The following is a 19,237-nucleotide window of genomic DNA, read 5'->3' on the forward strand; positions in this document are numbered from 1 at the left end:
CTTCCTTCTCGATGCAGGAAGGCTATCCGGCCTCGGGACCGATGCGGCATCGGGGGTTCCGATGCATCCGATCACCGCGCCCTATCACGCCACGCGGTGCAGCAGCTCCTCGCCGGCGGACAGCCGCCGCACATTCTCGGCGGCGACGGCGAAGGAGCGGTCGAAGGTGCCGGTGGTGAGCCAGCCGACATGCGGCGCGACCACCACGTTGGGCAGCGCGAAGAGCATGTCGCTGGGATCGGCCGGCTCGGCGGCGAAGACGTCGAGGCCCGCCGCGGCGAGCAGGCCGGAGCGCAGCGCCTTCACCAGCGCCGCCTGGTCCACCAGGCCGCCGCGCGCGGTGTTCACCAGCACGGCGCCGCGCTTCATGCGGGCCAAGGCTTCGGTGCCGATCAGGCCGCGGGTCTCCGGCGTCTCCGGGATGTGCAGCGAGACGACGTCGCTCTCCGCCAGCAGCGCGTCGAGCTTGCGGAACTCGCCGATCGCGCCCGGCTTCGGCGCGCGGGCGGTGTAGAGGATGCGGCAGCCGAGCGCCGCCAGCACCGGCGCGAGCAGGGCGGGGATGGCGCCGTAGCCGACCAGCCCGACCGTGCGCCCGCCGAGCTCGAAAAGCCCGTCCTGCAGCTCCGGCGGCTGTTGCCAGCCGCGGCCGATGCGGGTCTCGGCGTCGAAATACGCAAGCTTCCGCAGCGCGGCGAGCATGAGCGCCAGCGTCAGCTCGGCGACGGCGCGGCTGTTGGTGCCGGGCAGGTTGCAGACGGCGATGCCGCGGGCGCGGGCAGCGTCCAGGTCGATGGTGTTCACGCCGACGCCGATCTTCTGGATCAGCCGCAGTCGCAGCGCGGCGGCGATGTCGTCGGCGCTCAGCGGGCGCAGCACGTGCCAGATCGCCTCGGCCTCCGGCAGGGCGGCGGCGAAGGCCGCGTCGTCCGTGTCGGAGACGATGGCGAGGTCCAGGCCGGGCAGGGCGGCCAGGCGCTCCGCGAGGCCCGGCCCCGCGCGGTAGTGCAGGACGACCTTCACGGGCGGGAGCGCCCCAGTACCGCGCCGCCGGCGAAGAGCGCACGGGAGCCCAGCGCCTCCTCGATGCGCAGCGCCTCGTTCCACTTCGCCATGCGCTCCGACCGCGCGAAGGAGCCGACCTTGAGCTGCCCCGCGCCCCAGCCGACCGCGAGATGCACGATGGTCACGTCCTCCGTCTCGCCGGAGCGCGCGGAGACGATGCCGGCATAGCCGACCTCCTTGGCCGCCTCCCAGGCCGCCTTGGTCTCGGTAAGCGTGCCGCGCTGGTTGGGCTTGATGAGCACGGTGTTCGCCGCGCCGGCCTTGGCCGCTGCGCGCACGCGCGCCGCATCGGTCACGAGGAAGTCGTCGCCCACGACCTGGATCTTCGTGCCGATTTCCTTCGTGAAGGCGGCGAAGCCTTCGGCATCATCCTCGGCCAGGGGGTCCTCGATGGAGGCGATGGGATAGGCGTCGATCCAGCCGAGCAGCATGCGGATCATGCCCTCCGTATCCAGCTCACGCCCTTCCAGCCCAAGCCGGTACTTGCCGCCCTTGCCGAAATCCGTGGCCGCGATGTCGAGCGCGATCGCCACCTGCTTCCCCGGCGCGAAGCCGGCGCGCTCGATGGATGTCACCAGCGTCTCGAGCGCTTGTTCGTTGGCGGTGAAGGCAGGCCACCATCCGCCCTCGTCGGCGACGCCCTGCAGCAGGCCGCGCTCCTTCATGAGCAGGCCCGCGGCGCGATAGACCTCGGCCGTCCAGTCCAGCGCTTCCGCGAAGGACGTCGCCTCCGGGCAGATCACGAGAAAATCCTGGATGTCCACGCGGCGCCCGGCATGCGCGCCGCCGCCGAGGATCTGGATCTGCGGCAGCGGCATGAGCGTGGCCTCGTCGCCGCCGAGGTAACGGTACAGCGGCAGCCCCGCCGCCGCCGCGGCCGCATGGGCTGCGGCCATGGAGACGGCCAGCGTCGCATTGGCGCCGAGCCGCGACTTGTTCGCGGTGTTGTCCAGCGCGATCAGCCTTGCGTCGAGCGCCGCCTGGTCCGCGGCGTCCATGCCGGTCACGGCGGGCGCGATCTCCTCGTTCACCGAGGCCACGGCGCCCTTCACGTCATAGCCGCCGAAGGCGCTGCCGCCGTCGCGGCGGTCCAGCGCCTCGCCGCTGCCGGTGCTGGCGCCCGCCGGCGCGATGGCCAGCCCGCGTGCCCCGGAGGCGAGCGTCACCTCGGCCTCCACGGTCGGACGGCCGCGGCTGTCCCAGACGCGGCGGCCGCGGATGTGGGTGATGCTGGTCAAGCTCATGCGCCGATCTCTTCCCCCCAGGCGCGCCGCACATCCGTCAGACGTCCGGGCGGCGCCGTCAGCAGCGCGCGCGCCACGCGGCGCACGCGGTTCTTGTCGTTCTCGTCGGTGAGGTACTCCGCCGGGCTTTTCCCGTCCACGCGGGCCAGGAAGAGCCCGGGCAGGAGGCTCGCCACGCGCGCCTCGATCGCGGCCGGCGCTTCCCAGTCCACGCCGGCGAGATAGGCCTCCGTCATCGCCTCGAAGCACCGCAGGAATCCCGGCGCCACCAGCGGCGTCCAGAGGCATTTCAGCAGCAGGTGGTTCAGGCAGAAGGCGAGGTCGAAGGCGGGATCGCCCCACCAGGCGCATTCCGCATCCAGGATCACCGGCCCCTGCGGGCCCACCAGGATGTTCTTCGGGCTGACATCGCCATGCACCAGCGTCAGCTTCGTCGACGCCGTGCGCGCGGACAGCCCCTCCAGCACCGTCGCGATATCAGGATGCGCGCGCGCCGTGGCGATCAGGTAGGGCTCCAGCCGGATCGCGTAGAACAGCTCGTCGGTCGGGAACTCGGCCGCGAGCCCCGGCCGGCACGCCGCGAAGGCGTGGATCCCGGCGATGCGCCGGCCCATCTCGGCCGCGAAGCCCGCATCCGCCTCGCCGTCGCGCAGCCGCGCCTTCCACACCGGATGGTCCTCCGGCGACAGCCATTCCATCGCGAGCGTGCCCGTCGCCTCGTCCTGGCCGAGCAGCGCGGGCGCCGAGCCCGGCACGGCCTCGGCCGCGCGCGCCAGCCAGCGCGCCTCGTAGCGATTGCGGCCCACGGGCACGCGCCAGTCGGCGGCGACCTTCAGCTTCGCCAGCGCGCGCTTGATGCAGGCCTCGCGCCCGTCCGGCAGCACCACGCGCCAGATGTCGGACGACACGCCGCCCGACAGCGGCTCGCCCTGCACCACCGCCCCGGGCGCGAGCAGGCCCATGGCCCGCAGGCCCTGCGACATTTCCTCCGGGACGTTCTCCATGCGGCGGAAGGTAGCGCGACCGCGCCGGGAAGGAACCCGGCCCCATCAGCAGTTTTTTGCCCGCAGTTTTTCGTGGACGCCGGCAAGGGCGCTGCTAGCCTCGCCGCCACAGGGAGAAAAGCTGGTCGATCGCCAAGGAGGCCGCATGTCCGTCAGTCGCCGTTCCACGCTCGCACTCGCCGCCGCCAGCATCGCCGCGCCGCGGCTCGCCACGGCCCAGGGCGCCAACGTCATGCGGTTCATCCCGCAGATCGACCTTGCCTTCCTCGACCCGCACTTCACCACCGCCTATGTCACGCGCGGCCATGGCCACTTGGTGTTCGACACGCTCTACGGTTGCGACGCCTCCTTCAAGCCGTCGCCGCAGATGGTCTCGGGCCACACCATCGAGAACGACGGCAAGCTGTGGAACCTCACGCTGCGTCCCAGCCTGTTCTGGCACGACGGCACGCCCGTCCTGGCGCGTGACTGCGTCGCCAGCATCCGGCGCTGGGCGCGCCGCGACGCGCTGGGCGGCGCGCTCATGGATGCGACTGACGAGCTCTCCGCGCCCGACGACCGCACCATCCGCTTCCGCCTGAAGAAGCCGTTTCCGCTCCTGCCGGACGCGTTGGGCAAGGTGACCTCTCCCATGCCGGCGATGATGCCCGAGCGTCTCGCCAACACCGATCCCTTCACGCAGATGACGGAGATGGTCGGCAGCGGCCCCTTCCGCTTCGTGGCCAGCGAGCGCATCGCCGGCTCGCGCAACGTCTATGCGAAGTTCGACCGCTACGTCCCCCGCGGCGACGGGCCGACGGAATGGAATGCCGGCCCCAAGCGCGTGAACTTCGACCGCGTGGTCTGGACCACCATCCCCGACGCCGCGACCAAGGTGGCGGCCCTGCAGCAGGGCGAGCAGGACTGGTGGGAGAACCCCACGCACGACCTGCTGCCGCTGCTCCGCCGCAACCGCCAGATCAAGATCGAGGTGGTCAACCCGACCGGCTCGGTCGACATGATGCGACCCAACCACCTGCAGCCACCCTTCAACAACCCGGCCATCCGCCGCGCCATGCTGCATGCCTTCAGCCAGGCCGACTTCATGCAGGCCATCGTGGGCGACGACCCCACCATGTACCGCGTGCCGCACGGCGTCTTCTGCCCGGACACGCCCATGGCGAGCGAGGCCGGGCTGGAGCCCCTGATGGGCCCGCGCAACCTCGACGCCGTGAAGGAGATGCTGAAGCGGGCCGGCTACGCGAACGAGAAGGTCGCCATCCTCGCCGCCACCGACTACGCGCAGTTCAAGGCGATCGGCGAGGTGATGGCTGACGTCATGGGCCGCATCGGCATGAACGTGGACTATGTCGCGACCGACTGGGGCACCATGCTCTCCCGCCGCAACAACCGCGGGCCGGTGGAGCAGGGCGGCTGGAGCTGCTTCAACACGGGCTGGGAGGGCGTGGACCACATGGACCCCGCCAACCACTACGCGATCCGCGGCAATGGCGACCAGCCCTCCGGCTGGCCCGGCTGGTGCATCAGCCCGCGGCTGGAGGAGCTGCGCACCCAGTGGTTCGAGGCGCCCAACCTCGCCGCCCAGCAGGAGGCCTGCCGCCTCATGCAGATCCAGTGCATGCAGGACGTGCCGAGCATCCCGCTCGGGCAATATGTGCAGCCGACGGCCTACCGCACCAATGTCATCGGCGTGCAGAAGGGATTTCCGACCTTCTGGAACGTGCGGAAGACCTGAGGGCTCACACCAGCCCCGGATGGGCCGGCGCGGCGCGGGGAAAGCCGTCCCGCCGCCGCAGGATCTCGAGCTTGGTGGTCGGGAAGCGCTGCATGGCCGTGCCCGCCGGCGGCAGGGTCGTCATGGCCGCGACGACGTTCAGCCCGGGCGCATAGGCCGCCGCCGCCGCCGCGATCCCCGCCTGGGTCTGGGGCCACCAGCCGATCGCGAAGATCAGCCCGCGCAGCTCCTGCACGCCGTAGCCGCTGAGCCGCAGCTCCGGGAGGTAGGGGCTCTGCTCGGCCAGCGGCAGCGGGATGCGCAGCTCGCGCGCCAGCGTCTCGGTCGGCTTCAGCACGGCGCAGAGCGGCAGCACCGGCACCGGGATCCGCATGCCCGGCGGCACCGAGGGGATGTACTTGCCGACCACCGCCACCCCGTCGGCGCGCAGGATCACCTGCGCCACCTGCGGATCGGCCGACCAGCGCCCCTCCTCCTGCCGCGGCCAGGCGTCCATCACCAGCAGCGGCACCGGCCCGGCATTGGTGACCTCATAGGGGAAGACGAGGTGCCCGTCGGCACGGCCAGGCCGGCAGTTGAGACGGAGCTGGCCGTAGGGGGCCGGGGTCGCATCGCTCATCCGGGCTTGAGCGGCGGTGGCGGGGGTGGCGGCAGCGGGTTGGGACTGGGCGCCACGTTGTCCGGGTTGAAAGGAGGGGGCGGCGGGGTCACGGGCTCGCTCGCATTTGGGTTGGCGCCGCGGTCGTCGGCCGCGGAATCATTCAGCACCTGCGCGACGGCCTGGTGGTGCGCGGCGGCCGCCTCGTCCGATCCGTCATCCGGCTGGCCCAGCACGACGGCGGTGGGAGAGCCCTTGCCGGTGCCCGTCTCCGGCTCGCCATCCGGCGTGGTGCCGCCGGTGAGCTGGCCCTCCGGCGTGGCATCGGCGGGCTTGGTGGGCTGCGCGAAGGGCGGCGACTGGACGGTGCTCGGGTCGGGCTGGGTGATCACGACCGGGTTCTCGCGCTTCTCGGCCGCCGCGAGCGCCGGGGCGCTCGCGGGGTCGTCGCGCAGATCCTGGAGGGTGGAGACGGTCTGGTTCGCGAAGGCCGGGTCGGGCGGCTGCCCGGCATCGATGAAGATGCCCTGGCCGCCGTTCTCGCCGCCTGCGACCAGCGTGCCGTCGGGGCCGTTGCGCACCATGATGCCGGTCTGGACCGTCATCGCGTGCGACCTTCGTCCGCCGCCCCCGCCGCCCTTCTTCTGCTGCTGCACCAGGAAGTCGGCGGGGTCGCCCGGATCGGCCTCGGCGGCGTCCAGCGGCTCCTTGATCGTGGGCGAGCCGATATCGTCGGCCGAGGCGCCCTTGTGGTCGAGGATCGGCCCCTCGGTGAAGACGCCGGCCGGCGTGATCACCACCATCGACCCGCCCACCACGAGCTGGATCTTCTTCTTGGCGTGCAGCGCGATGGTGCCGGCGGTCAGCACGATCACGTCCTTGGCCGAGAGCATGCTGCCGCCCGAGACCTCCGTGAGCTGGTCGCCCAGGATCGTCAGGTGGTCGTCCTCGTCGATCTTGGTGTAGCGGTTGTCGCCGACATGCAGGTCCTTCTCGCCGCCGATGGTGGTGAAGTCGCCGCCCGTGGAATCCTGGTCCGCGGGCTTCTTGCCGCCGCCGACGAGCGTGTGCCGGCTGCCGCGCGTGGTGTCGAAGCGGCTGCCGGTGCTGGTCGTGTCCATCCGGTGCTCGGCGCGGACGAGCAACTGCTCCTTGCCCTTCTGGTCGTCGAAGCGGAGCAGGTGGAAGCCGGCCTCGGCGTCGGGCTGCGGCGTGCTGCGCGTGCGGATGCCACTGCGCGTCGTGTTGCTGTTCTGGGTCGCCTTGACGTCCGCCTCCTCCTGGATGGCGCGGGCGGCGGGGGAGGTCGGCACGAAGGGCATATGCGTCTTGCCCGATCCCGCATTGTAGACGCGGCCCGTCACCAGCGGCCGCTCGGGATCGCCGTCGAGGAAGCTGACGATCACCTCCTGGCCGATGCGCGGCACGAACTGCGTGCCGAAGCGCGTGCCCGCCCAGCCTTCGGCGACGCGCACCCAGGCGGTGACCTTGTCGTTGGCGAAGGGGCCCTCGGCCGGCGTGTCCGGCGTGGCGCCGGGCGGCCCCTGGTCCCAGGGGAAGCGGATGCGGACCCGGCCCAGCGCGTCCGTGTGGATGTCGCCCTCGGCGGTGGAGGTGCCTTTCGGCCCCAGCACCAGTGCGAAATGCGGACCCGCTGCCAGCGGCCGCGGCGAGGAAGGCGTGGGCCAGTGGTCGGGGTTCAGCGGGGCCGTGGTGGGCACCGCGTCGAAGGCGCAGGCGAAGCCGGCGCCGCCCTCCAGCAGCTTGTCGATGATCTTGGCGATCTCGCTGATCGCCGAGATCGCAGCCGTTGCCGCCGCGAAGACCCCGCCGCCCGCGCGGCCGATCGCGTTGGCGATGAAGCCGGGGAGGCCCGAGGGGTCGGAGGCGTCGGGCTTGGCCATCAGCCAGTTGGCGATGTCCACGCCCTTGGAGATGTCCTTCTTGAGCTCGTCGCGCATTTGCTCGGCGGCCTGGCCCATCGCATCCTCGGGGTCGCTGCCGCCGAAGATGGAGCTCTTGAGCAGGTCGCCGATCTTGGCCAGGAAGTTACGGTCGTCCACGACGTCGAAAGCGTCGATCGTGACCAGCTTCAGCACCATGGACTGGGTCTCTGCGCCCGAGTTGCTCTTGTCCGTGCCGATGCCGACCGTGCGTCCCGCATAGAAGCTGCTGCTGTAGGCGCGGCCGGAGAAGGAGGCTGAGGCGGTCTCGTTCACGCGCATGCGCAGCTTTGCTGCGGCGTCGGCATCCTTGGGGTCCACGCCGGGCGCGGGAAAGGCTTCGGCGCGCACGCCCACGCTGTTGGCCGCGAAGGCATAGGGCCGCTCCACCACCGCAAGGCCCTCCGGCGAGCGCTGCGGGTCGATCTGGTTGAAGTCGCCGACGCGCGCGTTCTGGGCCGCCGCGGTGAAGCTGCGCTTGAAGTTGCGGATGACGTCCACGCCCTTGCCGGACATCGCGGATTTCGAATCGCCGGCCGATCCGTCGTCGCCCACGACCGTCATCGTGTCGTCCACGCCGTTGGGATTGTGCCGGCGGAAGGAGAGCACCATCCGCTCGCGGGACGGAGTCGAGCCGGGGCGGCTGCTGTCCGCCCCGTGCTCGAAACGGTAGGCGACGCCGAAGCGGTCGAGCAGCCGGTGGACGAAGGCAAAGGTCGTCTCGTTGTACTGCACGCAGTAGGGGATGCGCGCCGGCGGCATGTCCGCGAGCAGCGTCGTGCGGAAGTCGATGAGCGGGAAGGGCTCGAAGACCTCGCGCAGGATGGAGATGAGGTCGCGGTCCTCGAAGACGCGGTAGCGCAGCTCGTAGGCGGTCATGCGGAAGGCGGGGACGAGGCGGGCGCGGTAGATGCGCCGCCCCCGCAGCGTGCTCAGGTGCTCGAAGGTCTCGAAGACGCCGAAGCGCTCGTTGAAGCCCTCCTCCTGGACGGTGTTGGTGACCTTGGTCTTGCGGATGCCGAACTTCGCGGGACGGCCCACCAGCTGCTCCGGCTTGATGTCGCTGGTCTTGCTGCCGAGCATGGTGAGCTCGAAGGCATAGGGCATCGAGATGCCCTCGGCGCCGGAGACGCGCAGCAGCAGCAGGGGATCGTCGTCGTCCTCGCCCTTGGCCTGGCCGAGGGGGGTGTCGACGCTGAGGTGCCGCTTGGCGTTCCTCAGCGCCATGCGGCGGGCCCGGTGTCGCCGGTGTCAGGGCACATGCTGCACGGCCTGGCCGGCGAAGACGATGCTCACCGTGCCGCCCCACATGCACTGGCAGACCGAGACGTCGTGCAGCGCGATCTCCTTGGTGATCTGTCGGGTCGGGCTGCCGGGCGTCCAGGGCGACATGGTCATGGGCTGGCAGGGCTGCGGCGTCAGCACGCCCATCGCCGCCGAGGTCGCCGCCGCCACCTGCGGGTTGGAGGGGCTCATGCACATGCCGAAGGGCTGGATGTTCACCATGGGCTGGTGGTCCATGATGGTCGCCATCGGCTTCATTGTGTGGAACTGGCCGCGATGCGGCAGGACCTTCAGCGTGCTCGGCGTAGGGCTGAAGGTGCAGGCCGTGACGGCCCCGTCGATCACCCAGAGCGGCATGGCGGCGATCCCCCTGCGCGACGGAAATGTGCGGTGGCGACAACGTGCGTCTCGCCGCTCAGGTTAATGATACATTCCCTGTCATGACAATTGGACAATCGCAACGACAGGCGCCGGCGCGACAGACGCGACGGAGACGGGGGCTACGGAGATCGGGGCTACAGCCCCCGCCACTCGTGGCTCTGCGCCTCGAAGGCCTTGCGGCCGAAGAGCGAGACCACGGCGGTGCGCGCCAGGATGCGCAGGTCCAGCCAGATGGACCACTCGCTGAGATAGGCGAGGTCGTGCGCCGTCACCTCGCGCGCGAAGGCCGTGTCGGTCATGGTGCCGGAGAGGCCGTTCACCTGGGCCCAGCCGGTGATGCCGGGCTTCATGCGGTGCCGCGCGCCGTAGCCCGGCGCCACCTCCTCGATCGGCACGCCCGAGACCAGCATGTGCGCCACGTGCGGCCGCGGGCCGACCATGCTCATGTCGCCCTTCAGCACGTTGATGAGCTGCGGCAGCTCGTCGATGCAGGTGGGCCGCAGGATGCGCCCGACCCGGGTGATGCGGGAATCGCGCGAGAGCACGCCGCGCGTGCCCATGTCGGTCGGGTCGTAGCGGAGGGTGCGCAGCTTCAGGATCTGGAAGATCTTGCCGCTGCGTCCGATGCGCGGCTGGCGGAACAGGATCGGGCCCGGCCCCTCCAGCCGGATGGCGAGCATCGCGATCAGCAGGATCGGCGAGACCAGCACCAGCGCGATCGAGGCGAGGATGTAGTCGATCACCGCCTTGGCGACGATCGCCCCCGGCGCCATCGGCTGGCGCACCAGCTCCAACACCGGCTGGCCCGCGATGGCCGAGCGGCTGGTGCCCTGCGGTGCCTGGTTCGCGCCGTCCAGCAGCACCACGACCTCGGCCGTCAGCCACTGCACCTGCTGCACGGAGCGGAGGATGTCGATGGCGCGGCTGAGCGGCAGGGCGATGACGATGAGGTCCAGCCGCTCCTCGCCGGCGAGCGCGCAGAGGCCGGCGATGTCGCTCCGGACCGGCACGCCGGACACCTCCGGCGGGCGCCGCGTGGCGTCGCGGTCGTCGAAGATGCCGATGATATCAGGCGTCTCCGGGTTTTCCCTGCCGTGCAGCCGGTCGATGAGCATGCCCGACATCTCGGTGGCACCGACGATGGCGATGCGCCGGCGCAGCCAGCCGGCCCGGACGCCGCGCCGGGCGATGCCGGAGATGAAGATGCGGAAGGGCAGCAGGAGCGTGACCGCGGCCACCGGCCAGAGCAGCATGGCGGAGGCGTATTGCGGCCCCGCCAGCGGCAGGACCACGAAGGCGATGGTGCCGCCCACGAAGAGGGGCACGAGCAACGCGTCCGCCACCGCCCAGGGCATGTCGAGCAGCCGCCCGAGCCGCGTCGGCGCGAGGCGCAGCATGGTGAGCCAGCCGATGCCGGCCAGCCCGCCGGCGATCAGCCGGGCCTCCAGCGGCGTGAAGGAGGCCTCCACCCGCGGCGCGCCGAGCCAGAGCCATCCGGCCATCAGGAGGCAGATGAGGTCGATCGTGGCCGCGATCTGGCTGAAGGCGACGACGGGCGCAACGCTGCCCGCCCGCGGGCCTGCAGACGGCTCGGGGGGCGAAGGCGGCATGCTGCGTTGCTCTGGCGGGGGGACGGTTCGAAGCTCCGCGGGGATGTCGACCTCCTCGCCCTGCCAGCATTTACGGGATAGCGCTCCTCGTCTATACAAAATTGCCTCAGAAGCAGCAACACCCCTCACGAAGATGGATTGTTCATGATTTTGAGGCGGCGTACGACAACTTTCTCTTGACGGGTAGTGGCAGCGCTGGCTGCGGCAGCAAAGGGCAGATGATGGCGCGATCCTTCCAGGCGAAGCTGGGCAAGCTCTGGAATCACCCGGGATTCCAGGCGAAGCCGGGCATGGTGGTCCTCCGGAGCGCAGGGCTGGCCTGGAACGTGCTGCGGGGCGTGCCGCCGGTCATCTCCCTGACCGGGGCGGGCGAGCGCCTGCGCCTTCCGGCCGACTTCCGCTACACGACCCTGACGGCCTATCTGTTTCGCGACCGTGTCGAGGAGGAGCTGGGCATCCTCGACCAGCTCGTCGGCCCGGGCGCGACGATGCTCGACATCGGCGCCAATATCGGCCTCTACACCCTGCGCGGGGCCAGCATCGTCGGCCGCGGCGGCCGGGTGGTGGCGATCGAGCCGGGGTCGCAGGTGCTGGCGGTGCTGCGCGGCAACCTCGCGCTGAACGACTTCCCCCAGGTGAAGCTGCTGCCCGTCGCGCTGGCCGGGGAGGAGGGGCGCGCCCAGCTCTTCCGCGTGCCCCTGGGCGACGACCCGCAGGCCTTCTCCCTGGTGCCCCAGGAGGGCGAGATCGCGAGCGAGGAGGTGGTCACCCGCACGCTCGATGCCGTGGTCCGGGAGGAGGGGCTCACGGCGATCGACCTCATCAAGATGGACGTGGAGGGGCTGGAGCCGCAGGTGCTGAAGGGCGGCACGGAGAGCATCGCGCGGTTCCGGCCGATGGTGATCTTCGAGATCAATGCGAGCCAGATCCACCTTCCGGACGCCCAGGCCGACGCCTTCCAGATGCTGGTGGCAGCCGGCTACCGGATCGCGCAGCTGCGGGCCCGGCGCCTCGTGCCGGTCGACGCGCAGCCGGAGGGCCACGGCAACCTGGTGGCGATCCATCCCGAGGGCGCGCAACCGCGCGCCGGCGCGGCGATCTGGTCCGGCTGAAGATGTCGTGACAGGGGCCGCCGGGGACGCAGCTCCCCCGGAGCTCCCGGTCAGAAGGCCTGCGGGATACGCCGGCGGGCCATCCAGCTCGTGGCCAGCGCGCCGAAGGCCGTGCTGATCGCGGCCATGGCAGCCGCCCCCTCGGCGCCGAAGAGCGGCACGGCCGTCGCCGCCAGCAGCGCGGCGAGCGCGAACTGCACCATGTTGGTCCGCAGCAGGTCGTCGCCATGGCCGGTATTGGCCAGCAGCGTGTCGCGGCAGGCGAAGAGGGCGTTCACCGTCTGCCCGAGGCAGAGGATGCGCAGCGCCGTCGTGGCCGCGTGGAAGCCCGGGCCCAGCAGGTCGAGCAGCCAGGGCGCCGCGAAGCCCATCACCGCCAGCGCGGGCAGCGCGAGGCCGGCCGAGGCCCAGCGCGCCATCCGCTGCGTCTGGCGCAGCCGGTCCCATTCCTGTCGGCGGTACTGCTCGGCGATGCGCGGGGCGGCGATGGTCGCGACGCTGATCAGCACGACCCAGGTCAGCACCGAGATCCGCATGGCCATGCTGAAGGCGGCCACCGCCTCGGGCGGGGCGAGGGCGGCGAGGATGAGCGTCGGCGTCGTGATCAGCGCCACCTGCACCAGCTCGACGCCCAGCAGCGGCAGCGCCACGCGCAGCAGCCCCGGCATCGGCGGCGCCTCCAGCACGCGGGCGACGGCGAAGATCCGGCGCGACCGCCAGATCAGCAGGATGCCGAGCGCCGTGGTCGCGAAGCGCGACAGCACCGTGACCAGCAGGGCCTCCTGCAGCGCGGCCCCCTGCCAGAGCAGCAGCCCGGCCAGGGCCAGCGTCGGCCAGAGCGAGGCCCCCACGAGCTGCGAGGCGACGTTGCGGTGCAGCCCGACCAGGATGCCCGCGACCGTCATGGAGAGCGTCTCGCCCAGGAGCAGCAGCCCGGCCATGGCCATGACCGGGGCCAGTGCCGGCTGGTCCATCACCGAGACCGCGACGAGGGGGCCGAGGAGGGCCGTGGCCACGCCCATGACCGTCCCGCCGAGCACCCCGCCCGCCATCACCCGGCGCAGCACCCGGAGCGCCGCCGCCCCATCCTGCAGCGCGAGCTCGGCGGGGATGAGCGCCATCGCCGCGCGCTCCAGCCCCAGCCGGCCGAGCGTGCCGCCCATCGTCGACCAGGCGAGCACGGTAAAGTAGAGACCAGCCTCCCCCATGCTGAGCTGCCGCGCGACCAGGACGTAGAGGACCATCTTGCCCGCCATCTCGAGCCCGCGGGTGCCCAGGCCGAAGCCGAGGCGAAGGACCAGGGCGCGCAGGGGCCGGCGTCCAGCCTGGGCGGTTGCGGGTGGTTGGGTCATGCGGGCGAGGCGCATCCTCGGTTGAGCGGCCTTTTGGCGCTTGCCGTCCGGAGCGGGGCGTAGCTAACTGGCGGGCAATTCTCGAACAGGGGTCGGTATGAGCGGGCTTTCGCTGATGGTCAAGCGAGCGGTCTTCCGCGCGAGCCCCGAGCTTGCCTGGCGGCTGGCGGCGCGGCGGGATGCCGAAACGGGCTTCAACCTATCCGTGATCCGGGCCCTGGCCGACCCGGAGCGGCTGGGCCTCGACATCGGCGGTTCCTGGGGGCTCACCGCCGCCGCCATGGCCTCGCGCGTCCGGGAGCTCCACGTCTTCGAGCCGATCCCCGAGAAGGCGGCCTTCCTGCGCCGGAGCCTGGACGCCCAGGTGCATGAGATCGCCCTCTCCGACGCGGAGGGCGAGGCGGAGCTGCACATCCCCCACGCCTCCTCCGCGCTCTCGACCATCGAGGCGGCCAATGCGGTGCGCGAACTGCCCGGCGAGCGCGTGACGGTGCGGCTGGCGCGGCTGGACTCGCTCGGCCTCGGCCCGGTCGGGCTGGTCAAGATCGATGTCGAGGGGCACGAGGCGGCGGTGCTCGCCGGCGCCCAGGATCTGCTGCGGCGCGACCGGCCGGCCCTGCTGATCGAGATCGAGGAGCGGCATCGCCCCGGCGGCCCGGAGGCCACCGTCGCCTGGCTCCGGGCGAGGGGCTTCCGCGGCTACCTGGTCGCCGCCGGCACACTGCGCCCCGCCGAGGATTTCGATGCGGCGCGCGACCAGTCCCCGGCGGCGCTGGCCGGCGGCAAGACCGGCGGATACCTCAACGATTTCCTGTTCCTCCCGGAAGGCGCCGATGGGGCCATGCGCGCGCGGCTGAGGGAGGCGGGCATCGATCTGCCGGCCAGCCCCGCCCTCGTTTGATCTGCGCCGTGCGACAGGGCATCTTCCGCCCGTCGGCATCGCCTGGCGCAGCTAAGGACAGCGAATGAGCCGGGATGATCTGGCAGCGGATGGAGATTTCCGGTCGGGCGGACTCGCGCCGATCGTGCCGCCGGCCGTGTCCGGCGGGCTGCGGGAGATGTCGTTCGAGGGCTGGGCGCTGGTGCGCAGCCTCCTGGCCACGGCGCAGCATCGCTGGAAATGGCTGGTCGCCGCCTTCCTGGCCCCGGTCCTGCTGTCCCTCGTCGTCGCGGTCGTGGTGCCCGCGCGCTACACCGCGGAGACCCTGCTCGTCGTCTCCGCCAACCGCGAGACGGCCAGCACCAACGAGATCTCGGGCGCGGGCCAGCAGCTGCAGCAGAGCGAGGTGCAGAAGCTCGTCCAGTCGGAAATCGACCTGATGACGAGCGAGGCGGTGGTGCGCCGCGTCTTCGCGCGCCTGCTGCCGGAGCGCATCTATCCCTCGCTCGGCAGCCGGCGGTTCTTCGGGCTGCTCCCGCCGCTCTCGGAGGAGCGCCGGCAGTCCCGCGCGGCCGACCGGCTGCGCACCACCCTGCTGAGCGAGGCCCAGGCCAACAGCAACGTCGTGCGCCTCTTCGTCCTGCATCCGGACCGGGCCACGGCGCTCGTGCTGCTGGAGGCGGTGCTCACCTCCTATTTCGAGCTGCGCAACGAGGTCTTCGCCAATCCGGCCGCCACCGTGCTCTCCGCCGAGGTGACCCGGCAGGGGCACGAGCTGAGCGAGGTGGAGAACGAGATCACCGCGCTGAAGTCGCGCGCCGGCGTGCTCGACATCGGGCAGGAGGTGGTGCTGGCGAGCCAGCGTCTGGACCAGACCCAGCAGCGCCTCGACCGGCTGCGCGAGCAGCGAGAGGCGGCGCAGGCCGCGGTGCTCGCCGCGCAGACCGCGCTCGCGGCCCAGCCCGGGCGGATCGTGGCCGCGGTGGAGCAGACCAACCTCGCGCCCAACGACGAGGCCCGGAACACGCTGGCGCGGCTGCTGCAGGACCGCCAGCGCATGGCGGCGCAGTACCAGCCCGACGCGCCGATGATGGTCGAGCTGGACGGCCAGATCGCGCGCGCCCGCCTGCAGGTGCGCGACAACCGCGGCGGCAACTTCCAGACGCAGCGCGAGGTGCGCAACCCCGCGCTGGAGCTGCTGACCACCCGGCTGCTCACCGCACGGGTCGATGCGGACACGATCACCGGCCAGGAGCGCGAGGTGCGCCGCCAGCTCGAGGAGGCGCAGCAGCGCAACCTCCTCCTCCTCGGCGTCCAGCGCGACCTGCGCCAGCTCGAGCGCCGGCGCGAGGCGCTGGAGACGAACTACCGGCAGTTCAGCGCGCGCGAGGCCTCGGCCCGGCTGAGCGAGGAGGCGCGGCTCGGCCGCGGCGCCGCGGTCAGCCTGGCGCAGCGGCCCTTCGCCTCGGCGAACGGGCGGGACCTTACGCTGAACTTCCTGGCGGCCGGCGTGATCGGCGGGCTCGGCATGGCCGCGACGGCGGTGCTGATCCTCACCTTCCTGCGGCGCACTTGGCTGCATCCGGCCGAGGCCGAGCGCGGCACCGGCCTGCCGGCGCTGGGCGTGCTGCCGGCGGGCCGCTGGCCGGCCCAGACCGGCACCGCCGCGGCACCCATCGCGGGGCTCGCGGCGCAGCTGCTCGATGCGGGGCAGCGCGCGCGCGTGCAGATCCTGCAGTTCCTCGGCACCGGCCCGACCGACGACCGGGACCGGCTGACCCGCGCCCTGGCCGTCGAGCTCGCGCGCACCCATGCCAAGCGCGTGCTGCTGATCGACCTGGACGGCGACGGAAGGCGGCACTTCGTCGAGCTGGGCGCGCCGGACCAGCCGCCCACGCCCTCGGACGAGGGCATCCTGGCGCACGAGACCATGGTGCCGCGCCTCTGGATCGCCTATCAGGCCCGCGATTCCGACCTGGCCCGGCCGCATGCGCTGGAGACAAACGTGACCCGGCTGGCGGACCGGCTGTGCCAAGCCTTCGACCTCGTGCTCGTCATCGGGCCCGACGAGATGGAGAGCTACGCCCGCCGCCGGCTCGCCGTGATCGTGGACGGCAACATCCTGGTGGTGCGCCAGGACGTCACGCGGGCCGAGGCGGCGAACGAGATGATCGACCGGGTGCAGTCCGGGGGAGGGCGCTTCTTCGGCCTGTTCTACACCGGCGCCACAAGGGAGCTGATCTGGATATGAGGCGTCGCGGCGCCCTCCTGCTTCTGCCGATCCTGGCCGGCTGCACCGGCCAGGCCATCAGCGTCTCCAACGAGAGGCCCGAGGGCTTCGCGCCCTGGACGGACGCGCTGCCGCTCTACCGCATCGGACCCAACGACAAGCTGAACGTGCGCTTCCGCATGACGCCGGAGCTGAACGAGACCGTGCTGGTGGGTCCCGACGGCTCGATCGCGCTGCGGGCAGCCGGGCGCGTCCAGGTGGGAGGCATGACCGCGGCCGAGGCGGAGGCCGCGATCACCGCGGCCTCGCGCCGCGTGCTCACCCAGCCCGAGGTCTCCGTGACCTTCGAGGACGCGGCGGCCAGCCAGATCTTCGTGGGCGGCATGGTGAAGCGCTCCGGCGCCTTCCCGCTCAGCGGGCGGCGCGGGGTGATGGAGGCGGTGCTGCTCGCCGGCGGCTTCGAGCCGGAGGCGCGGATGAACGAGGTGGTGCTCATCCGCCGCGACCCGCAGAACCGGCCGATGCTGCGCACGGTGGACCTCCAGGGCTTCGCCCAGGCGGCTGCCGCCAACGACGACGTGCCGCTCTATCCCGGCGACATCGTCTTCGTGCCGCGCAGCCGCATCGCGGAGGTGGCGCTCTGGGTCGACCAGACGATCAACCGCACGCTGCCCTTCAACCGGGCCTTCAACTACTCGATCCAGAGCTTCCCCACCGGGACCGGCTTCTGATGAGCACTAGCGCCCCCCTGCCGGACCAGGACATGCTGGGCATCATCGGCCTCTCGCCGATGGGGCTCGAGGCGGCGACGGAGCTGCTGGCCTCCCGGCCGGCCGATGCGCCCTTCGAATACATGCTGACGGCCAATGCCCAGTGCCTCGTGCTGATCGCCGAGCCGGGCCATCCGCTGCGCACCGCCTACGAGCAGGCCTGGCTCCGGCTGACGGACGGGCAGGTGCCGCGCTTCCTCGCGCGGCTCGTCGGCGGCCGGGACTTCCCGCTCGCGGCCGGCAGCGACATGACGGTGCTGCTGCTGGAGAAGTACATCACCGCCGAGGACCACATCACCATCATCGGCGGCTCGCCCGACCTGCCGGACGAGCTGCGCACGCGCTACCCCGTGCGGAACATCCACCTGCACGACCCGCCGATGGGCTACATCAACAAGCCCGAGGCCGTGGCCGAGTGCATCCGCTTCGTGCGCGAGCATCCCGCGCGCTTCGTCTTCATCGCGACCGGCGTGCCGCGCTCCGAGGCGCTGGCGCTGCGGCTGAAGCAGGAGGGGGACATCACCGGCACGGGCCTCACCGTCGGCTCCTCGCTGCGCTTCGCCGTGGGCGAGGTGCCGCGGGCGCCGGGCTGGATGCGCGCGACCGGCCTCGAATGGCTGTTCCGGCTGGGGAGCGAACCGCGCCGGCTGTGGCGGCGCTACGCCATCGAATCCTCGCCCATCCTGCTGCTGGCCTGGAGGGCCTGGCGCCGTGGCCGATGATGCGCTGATCCCCTATGCGCGCCCCCGGTCGGCGATCCGCTCGGCGGTCCCGCTGCGCGCGCCCGGCCGGGCGGCCGCGAGGTCCGGAAACGGGCTGGTCCTGCTGGCGCTGCTCGCGCTGCTGCCCGTTCTGATGCAGGTCTTCCAGTACCTGCTGGACGTGCGGCCGCTCTGGGCGCTGGCCAAGGCCTCGCCGATCCTGCTGCTGCCGCTGGCGCTCTACGGGCTGCTGGTGCGGCCGCCGCACGTGCCGCTCTACCTGCTCGTGCTGTTCTACGTGCTGCTGGTGGCGCCGGTGCTGTCGATGCTGCAGCTGGAGAACAACCTGGTCGAGGCGCTGGGGACCACGCTCAAGGTCTGGTCCTTCACCTTCTACTTCGTGGCGGTGGGGGCGCTCGTCCTGCTCCGGCCCGACGAGGCCGTGCTGAACCGGGCCTTCCTCACGCTGGCGGCCCTGAACTTCGCCATCCTCTGGTTCCTCTGGATCGTCATGCCGGCGACCTCCTATGTCACGGACTCGCAGCTCACCTCGCTCTTCCTCTGGGACTACGAGCGCGGGCCGCGGATCATGCTGCCGCTCGCCTTCGGCGTGCTCGGCCTGTTCTGGCTGGCGCGGCATTTCTCCGCGCGGCCCGGCATCTGGCAGCCGGCCCTCGTCCTGCTGGCGCTCGTCCTCATGCTGACGATCTACAAGCAGCGCACCGCGATCGCGGCCGTCGTCGTGATGGTGCTCTGGGGCGCCACGGGGCGGCTGCGGCAGCGCTATCCGCTGCTGTTCTGGAGCCTCGCGCTCGGTGGCGCCTCGCTGCTCGCGCTGCTGCTGCCGATCGTGCTGGGCATCCGCGAATCGCCGGTGCAGGCGGGCCTGGGCGGCTCGCTGGAGGTGCGCCAGCATTCGGCGGCGCTGCTGACGCGCTATCTCGGCGAGAGCCCCTGGCGCTGGATCTTCGGCATCGGCAGCGCGACGGACTACAGCGACGTGAACATGAAGGAGATCTTCCGCTCCAGCTTCTTCTTCATGTCCGACCTGGGCTGGCTGGGCGTGCTGGGCGAGTACGGGGTGCTGGGCTCGCTGCCGATCCTGGCGATCTACCTGGTCGGGCTGCGCGAGACGGCGCGCGCGGCCGGCGCCTCGCCGACGCCGCTGCGCCTCGCCCTGCAGGATTTCGTGGGCTACCTGCTGCTGGTGACGCTGATCTATTCGGTGGTCTACACGCCCGGGCAGATCGCGACCGTGACGGGGATCGCGGTGTACCTGCTTCGCCGCGACGCCGAAGCGGCCTGGACCCGTCTTCGCGGGGCCTGAC

Annotated in this window: 15 protein-coding genes; 7 read left to right on the forward strand and 8 right to left on the reverse strand. The window is 71.6% G+C overall.

Annotation, left to right across the window (positions count from 1 at the left end):
• Positions 1 to 84: 84 nt before the first annotated feature.
• From AC1ROY_RS13465 to AC1ROY_RS13475, 3 genes are read right to left on the reverse strand one after another with little or no spacing between them, the layout of a single operon-like run.
• On the reverse strand, positions 85 to 1,023 hold the full coding sequence (locus tag AC1ROY_RS13465; protein WP_493149337.1) for an NAD(P)-dependent oxidoreductase: 939 nt from the start codon (positions 1,021 to 1,023) through the stop codon (positions 85 to 87).
• Positions 1,020 to 2,309 (reverse strand): phosphopyruvate hydratase, encoded by a 1,290-nt coding sequence (gene eno / locus AC1ROY_RS13470; RefSeq protein ID WP_493149338.1) that lies wholly within the window; start codon positions 2,307 to 2,309, stop codon positions 1,020 to 1,022. Before eno ends, AC1ROY_RS13465 begins: the two co-directional genes overlap by 4 nt.
• A complete protein-coding gene (locus tag AC1ROY_RS13475; RefSeq protein ID WP_493149339.1) occupies positions 2,306 to 3,292 on the reverse strand; it encodes a phosphotransferase family protein in 987 nt (328 codons plus the stop codon). Before AC1ROY_RS13475 ends, eno begins: the two co-directional genes overlap by 4 nt.
• Positions 3,293 to 3,458: 166 nt before the next feature.
• Between AC1ROY_RS13475 and AC1ROY_RS13480 the strand changes: the two genes are divergently transcribed.
• The gene (locus AC1ROY_RS13480) at positions 3,459 to 5,048 is read left to right on the forward strand and encodes an ABC transporter substrate-binding protein (RefSeq protein WP_493149340.1); all 1,590 of its coding nucleotides are present in this window, start codon (positions 3,459 to 3,461) and stop codon (positions 5,046 to 5,048) included.
• 4 nt (positions 5,049 to 5,052) lie between these two features.
• On the opposite strand, the gene AC1ROY_RS13485 is transcribed toward AC1ROY_RS13480, so the two are convergent.
• The 4 genes from AC1ROY_RS13485 to AC1ROY_RS13500 all read right to left on the reverse strand — a co-directional run bounded on the left by AC1ROY_RS13485 (position 5,053) and on the right by AC1ROY_RS13500 (position 10,864).
• The gene (locus AC1ROY_RS13485) at positions 5,053 to 5,667 is read right to left on the reverse strand and encodes a hypothetical protein (RefSeq protein WP_493149341.1); all 615 of its coding nucleotides are present in this window, start codon (positions 5,665 to 5,667) and stop codon (positions 5,053 to 5,055) included.
• Entirely contained in the window at positions 5,664 to 8,816 is a 3,153-nt protein-coding gene (locus AC1ROY_RS13490; protein WP_493149342.1) for a type VI secretion system Vgr family protein, read from the reverse strand. The genes AC1ROY_RS13485 and AC1ROY_RS13490 overlap by 4 nt, the downstream gene beginning before the upstream one ends.
• Before the next feature lie 24 nt (positions 8,817 to 8,840).
• Positions 8,841 to 9,230: a DUF4280 domain-containing protein gene (locus tag AC1ROY_RS13495; RefSeq protein ID WP_493149343.1), complete on the reverse strand. Its 390-nt coding sequence runs from the start codon at positions 9,228 to 9,230 to the stop codon at positions 8,841 to 8,843.
• A 158-nt stretch (positions 9,231 to 9,388) separates the two neighbouring features.
• Entirely contained in the window at positions 9,389 to 10,864 is a 1,476-nt protein-coding gene (locus tag AC1ROY_RS13500) for an exopolysaccharide biosynthesis polyprenyl glycosylphosphotransferase (RefSeq protein WP_493149344.1), read from the reverse strand.
• Positions 10,865 to 11,082: 218 nt separating this feature from the next.
• Between AC1ROY_RS13500 and AC1ROY_RS13505 the strand changes: the two genes are divergently transcribed.
• Positions 11,083 to 11,976, forward strand: coding sequence for an FkbM family methyltransferase (locus tag AC1ROY_RS13505; RefSeq protein ID WP_493149345.1), 894 nt, complete (start codon positions 11,083 to 11,085; stop codon positions 11,974 to 11,976).
• Positions 11,977 to 12,026: 50 nt separating this feature from the next.
• On the opposite strand, the gene AC1ROY_RS13510 is transcribed toward AC1ROY_RS13505, so the two are convergent.
• Positions 12,027 to 13,328 (reverse strand): lipopolysaccharide biosynthesis protein, encoded by a 1,302-nt coding sequence (locus AC1ROY_RS13510; RefSeq protein WP_493149346.1) that lies wholly within the window; start codon positions 13,326 to 13,328, stop codon positions 12,027 to 12,029.
• A gap of 115 nt (positions 13,329 to 13,443) precedes the next feature.
• On the opposite strand from AC1ROY_RS13510, the gene AC1ROY_RS13515 reads away from it, so the two are divergent.
• From AC1ROY_RS13515 to AC1ROY_RS13535, 5 genes are all read left to right on the forward strand, one after another.
• Positions 13,444 to 14,229, forward strand: coding sequence for an FkbM family methyltransferase (locus AC1ROY_RS13515; RefSeq protein WP_493149347.1), 786 nt, complete (start codon positions 13,444 to 13,446; stop codon positions 14,227 to 14,229).
• Between the two features lie 64 nt (positions 14,230 to 14,293).
• Positions 14,294 to 16,459: a GumC family protein gene (locus tag AC1ROY_RS13520; protein WP_493149348.1), complete on the forward strand. Its 2,166-nt coding sequence runs from the start codon at positions 14,294 to 14,296 to the stop codon at positions 16,457 to 16,459.
• Positions 16,456 to 17,169: a polysaccharide biosynthesis/export family protein gene (locus tag AC1ROY_RS13525; protein ID WP_493149349.1), complete on the forward strand. Its 714-nt coding sequence runs from the start codon at positions 16,456 to 16,458 to the stop codon at positions 17,167 to 17,169. The genes AC1ROY_RS13520 and AC1ROY_RS13525 overlap by 4 nt, the downstream gene beginning before the upstream one ends.
• Entirely contained in the window at positions 17,169 to 17,930 is a 762-nt protein-coding gene (locus AC1ROY_RS13530; protein ID WP_493149350.1) for a WecB/TagA/CpsF family glycosyltransferase, read from the forward strand. The genes AC1ROY_RS13525 and AC1ROY_RS13530 overlap by 1 nt, the downstream gene beginning before the upstream one ends.
• Positions 17,920 to 19,236: a hypothetical protein gene (locus AC1ROY_RS13535; RefSeq protein ID WP_493149351.1), complete on the forward strand. Its 1,317-nt coding sequence runs from the start codon at positions 17,920 to 17,922 to the stop codon at positions 19,234 to 19,236. Before AC1ROY_RS13530 ends, AC1ROY_RS13535 begins: the two co-directional genes overlap by 11 nt.
• Position 19,237 lies beyond the last annotated feature (1 nt).

This window comes from Roseococcus sp. GW821-FHT12F05 (assembly GCF_058806835.1).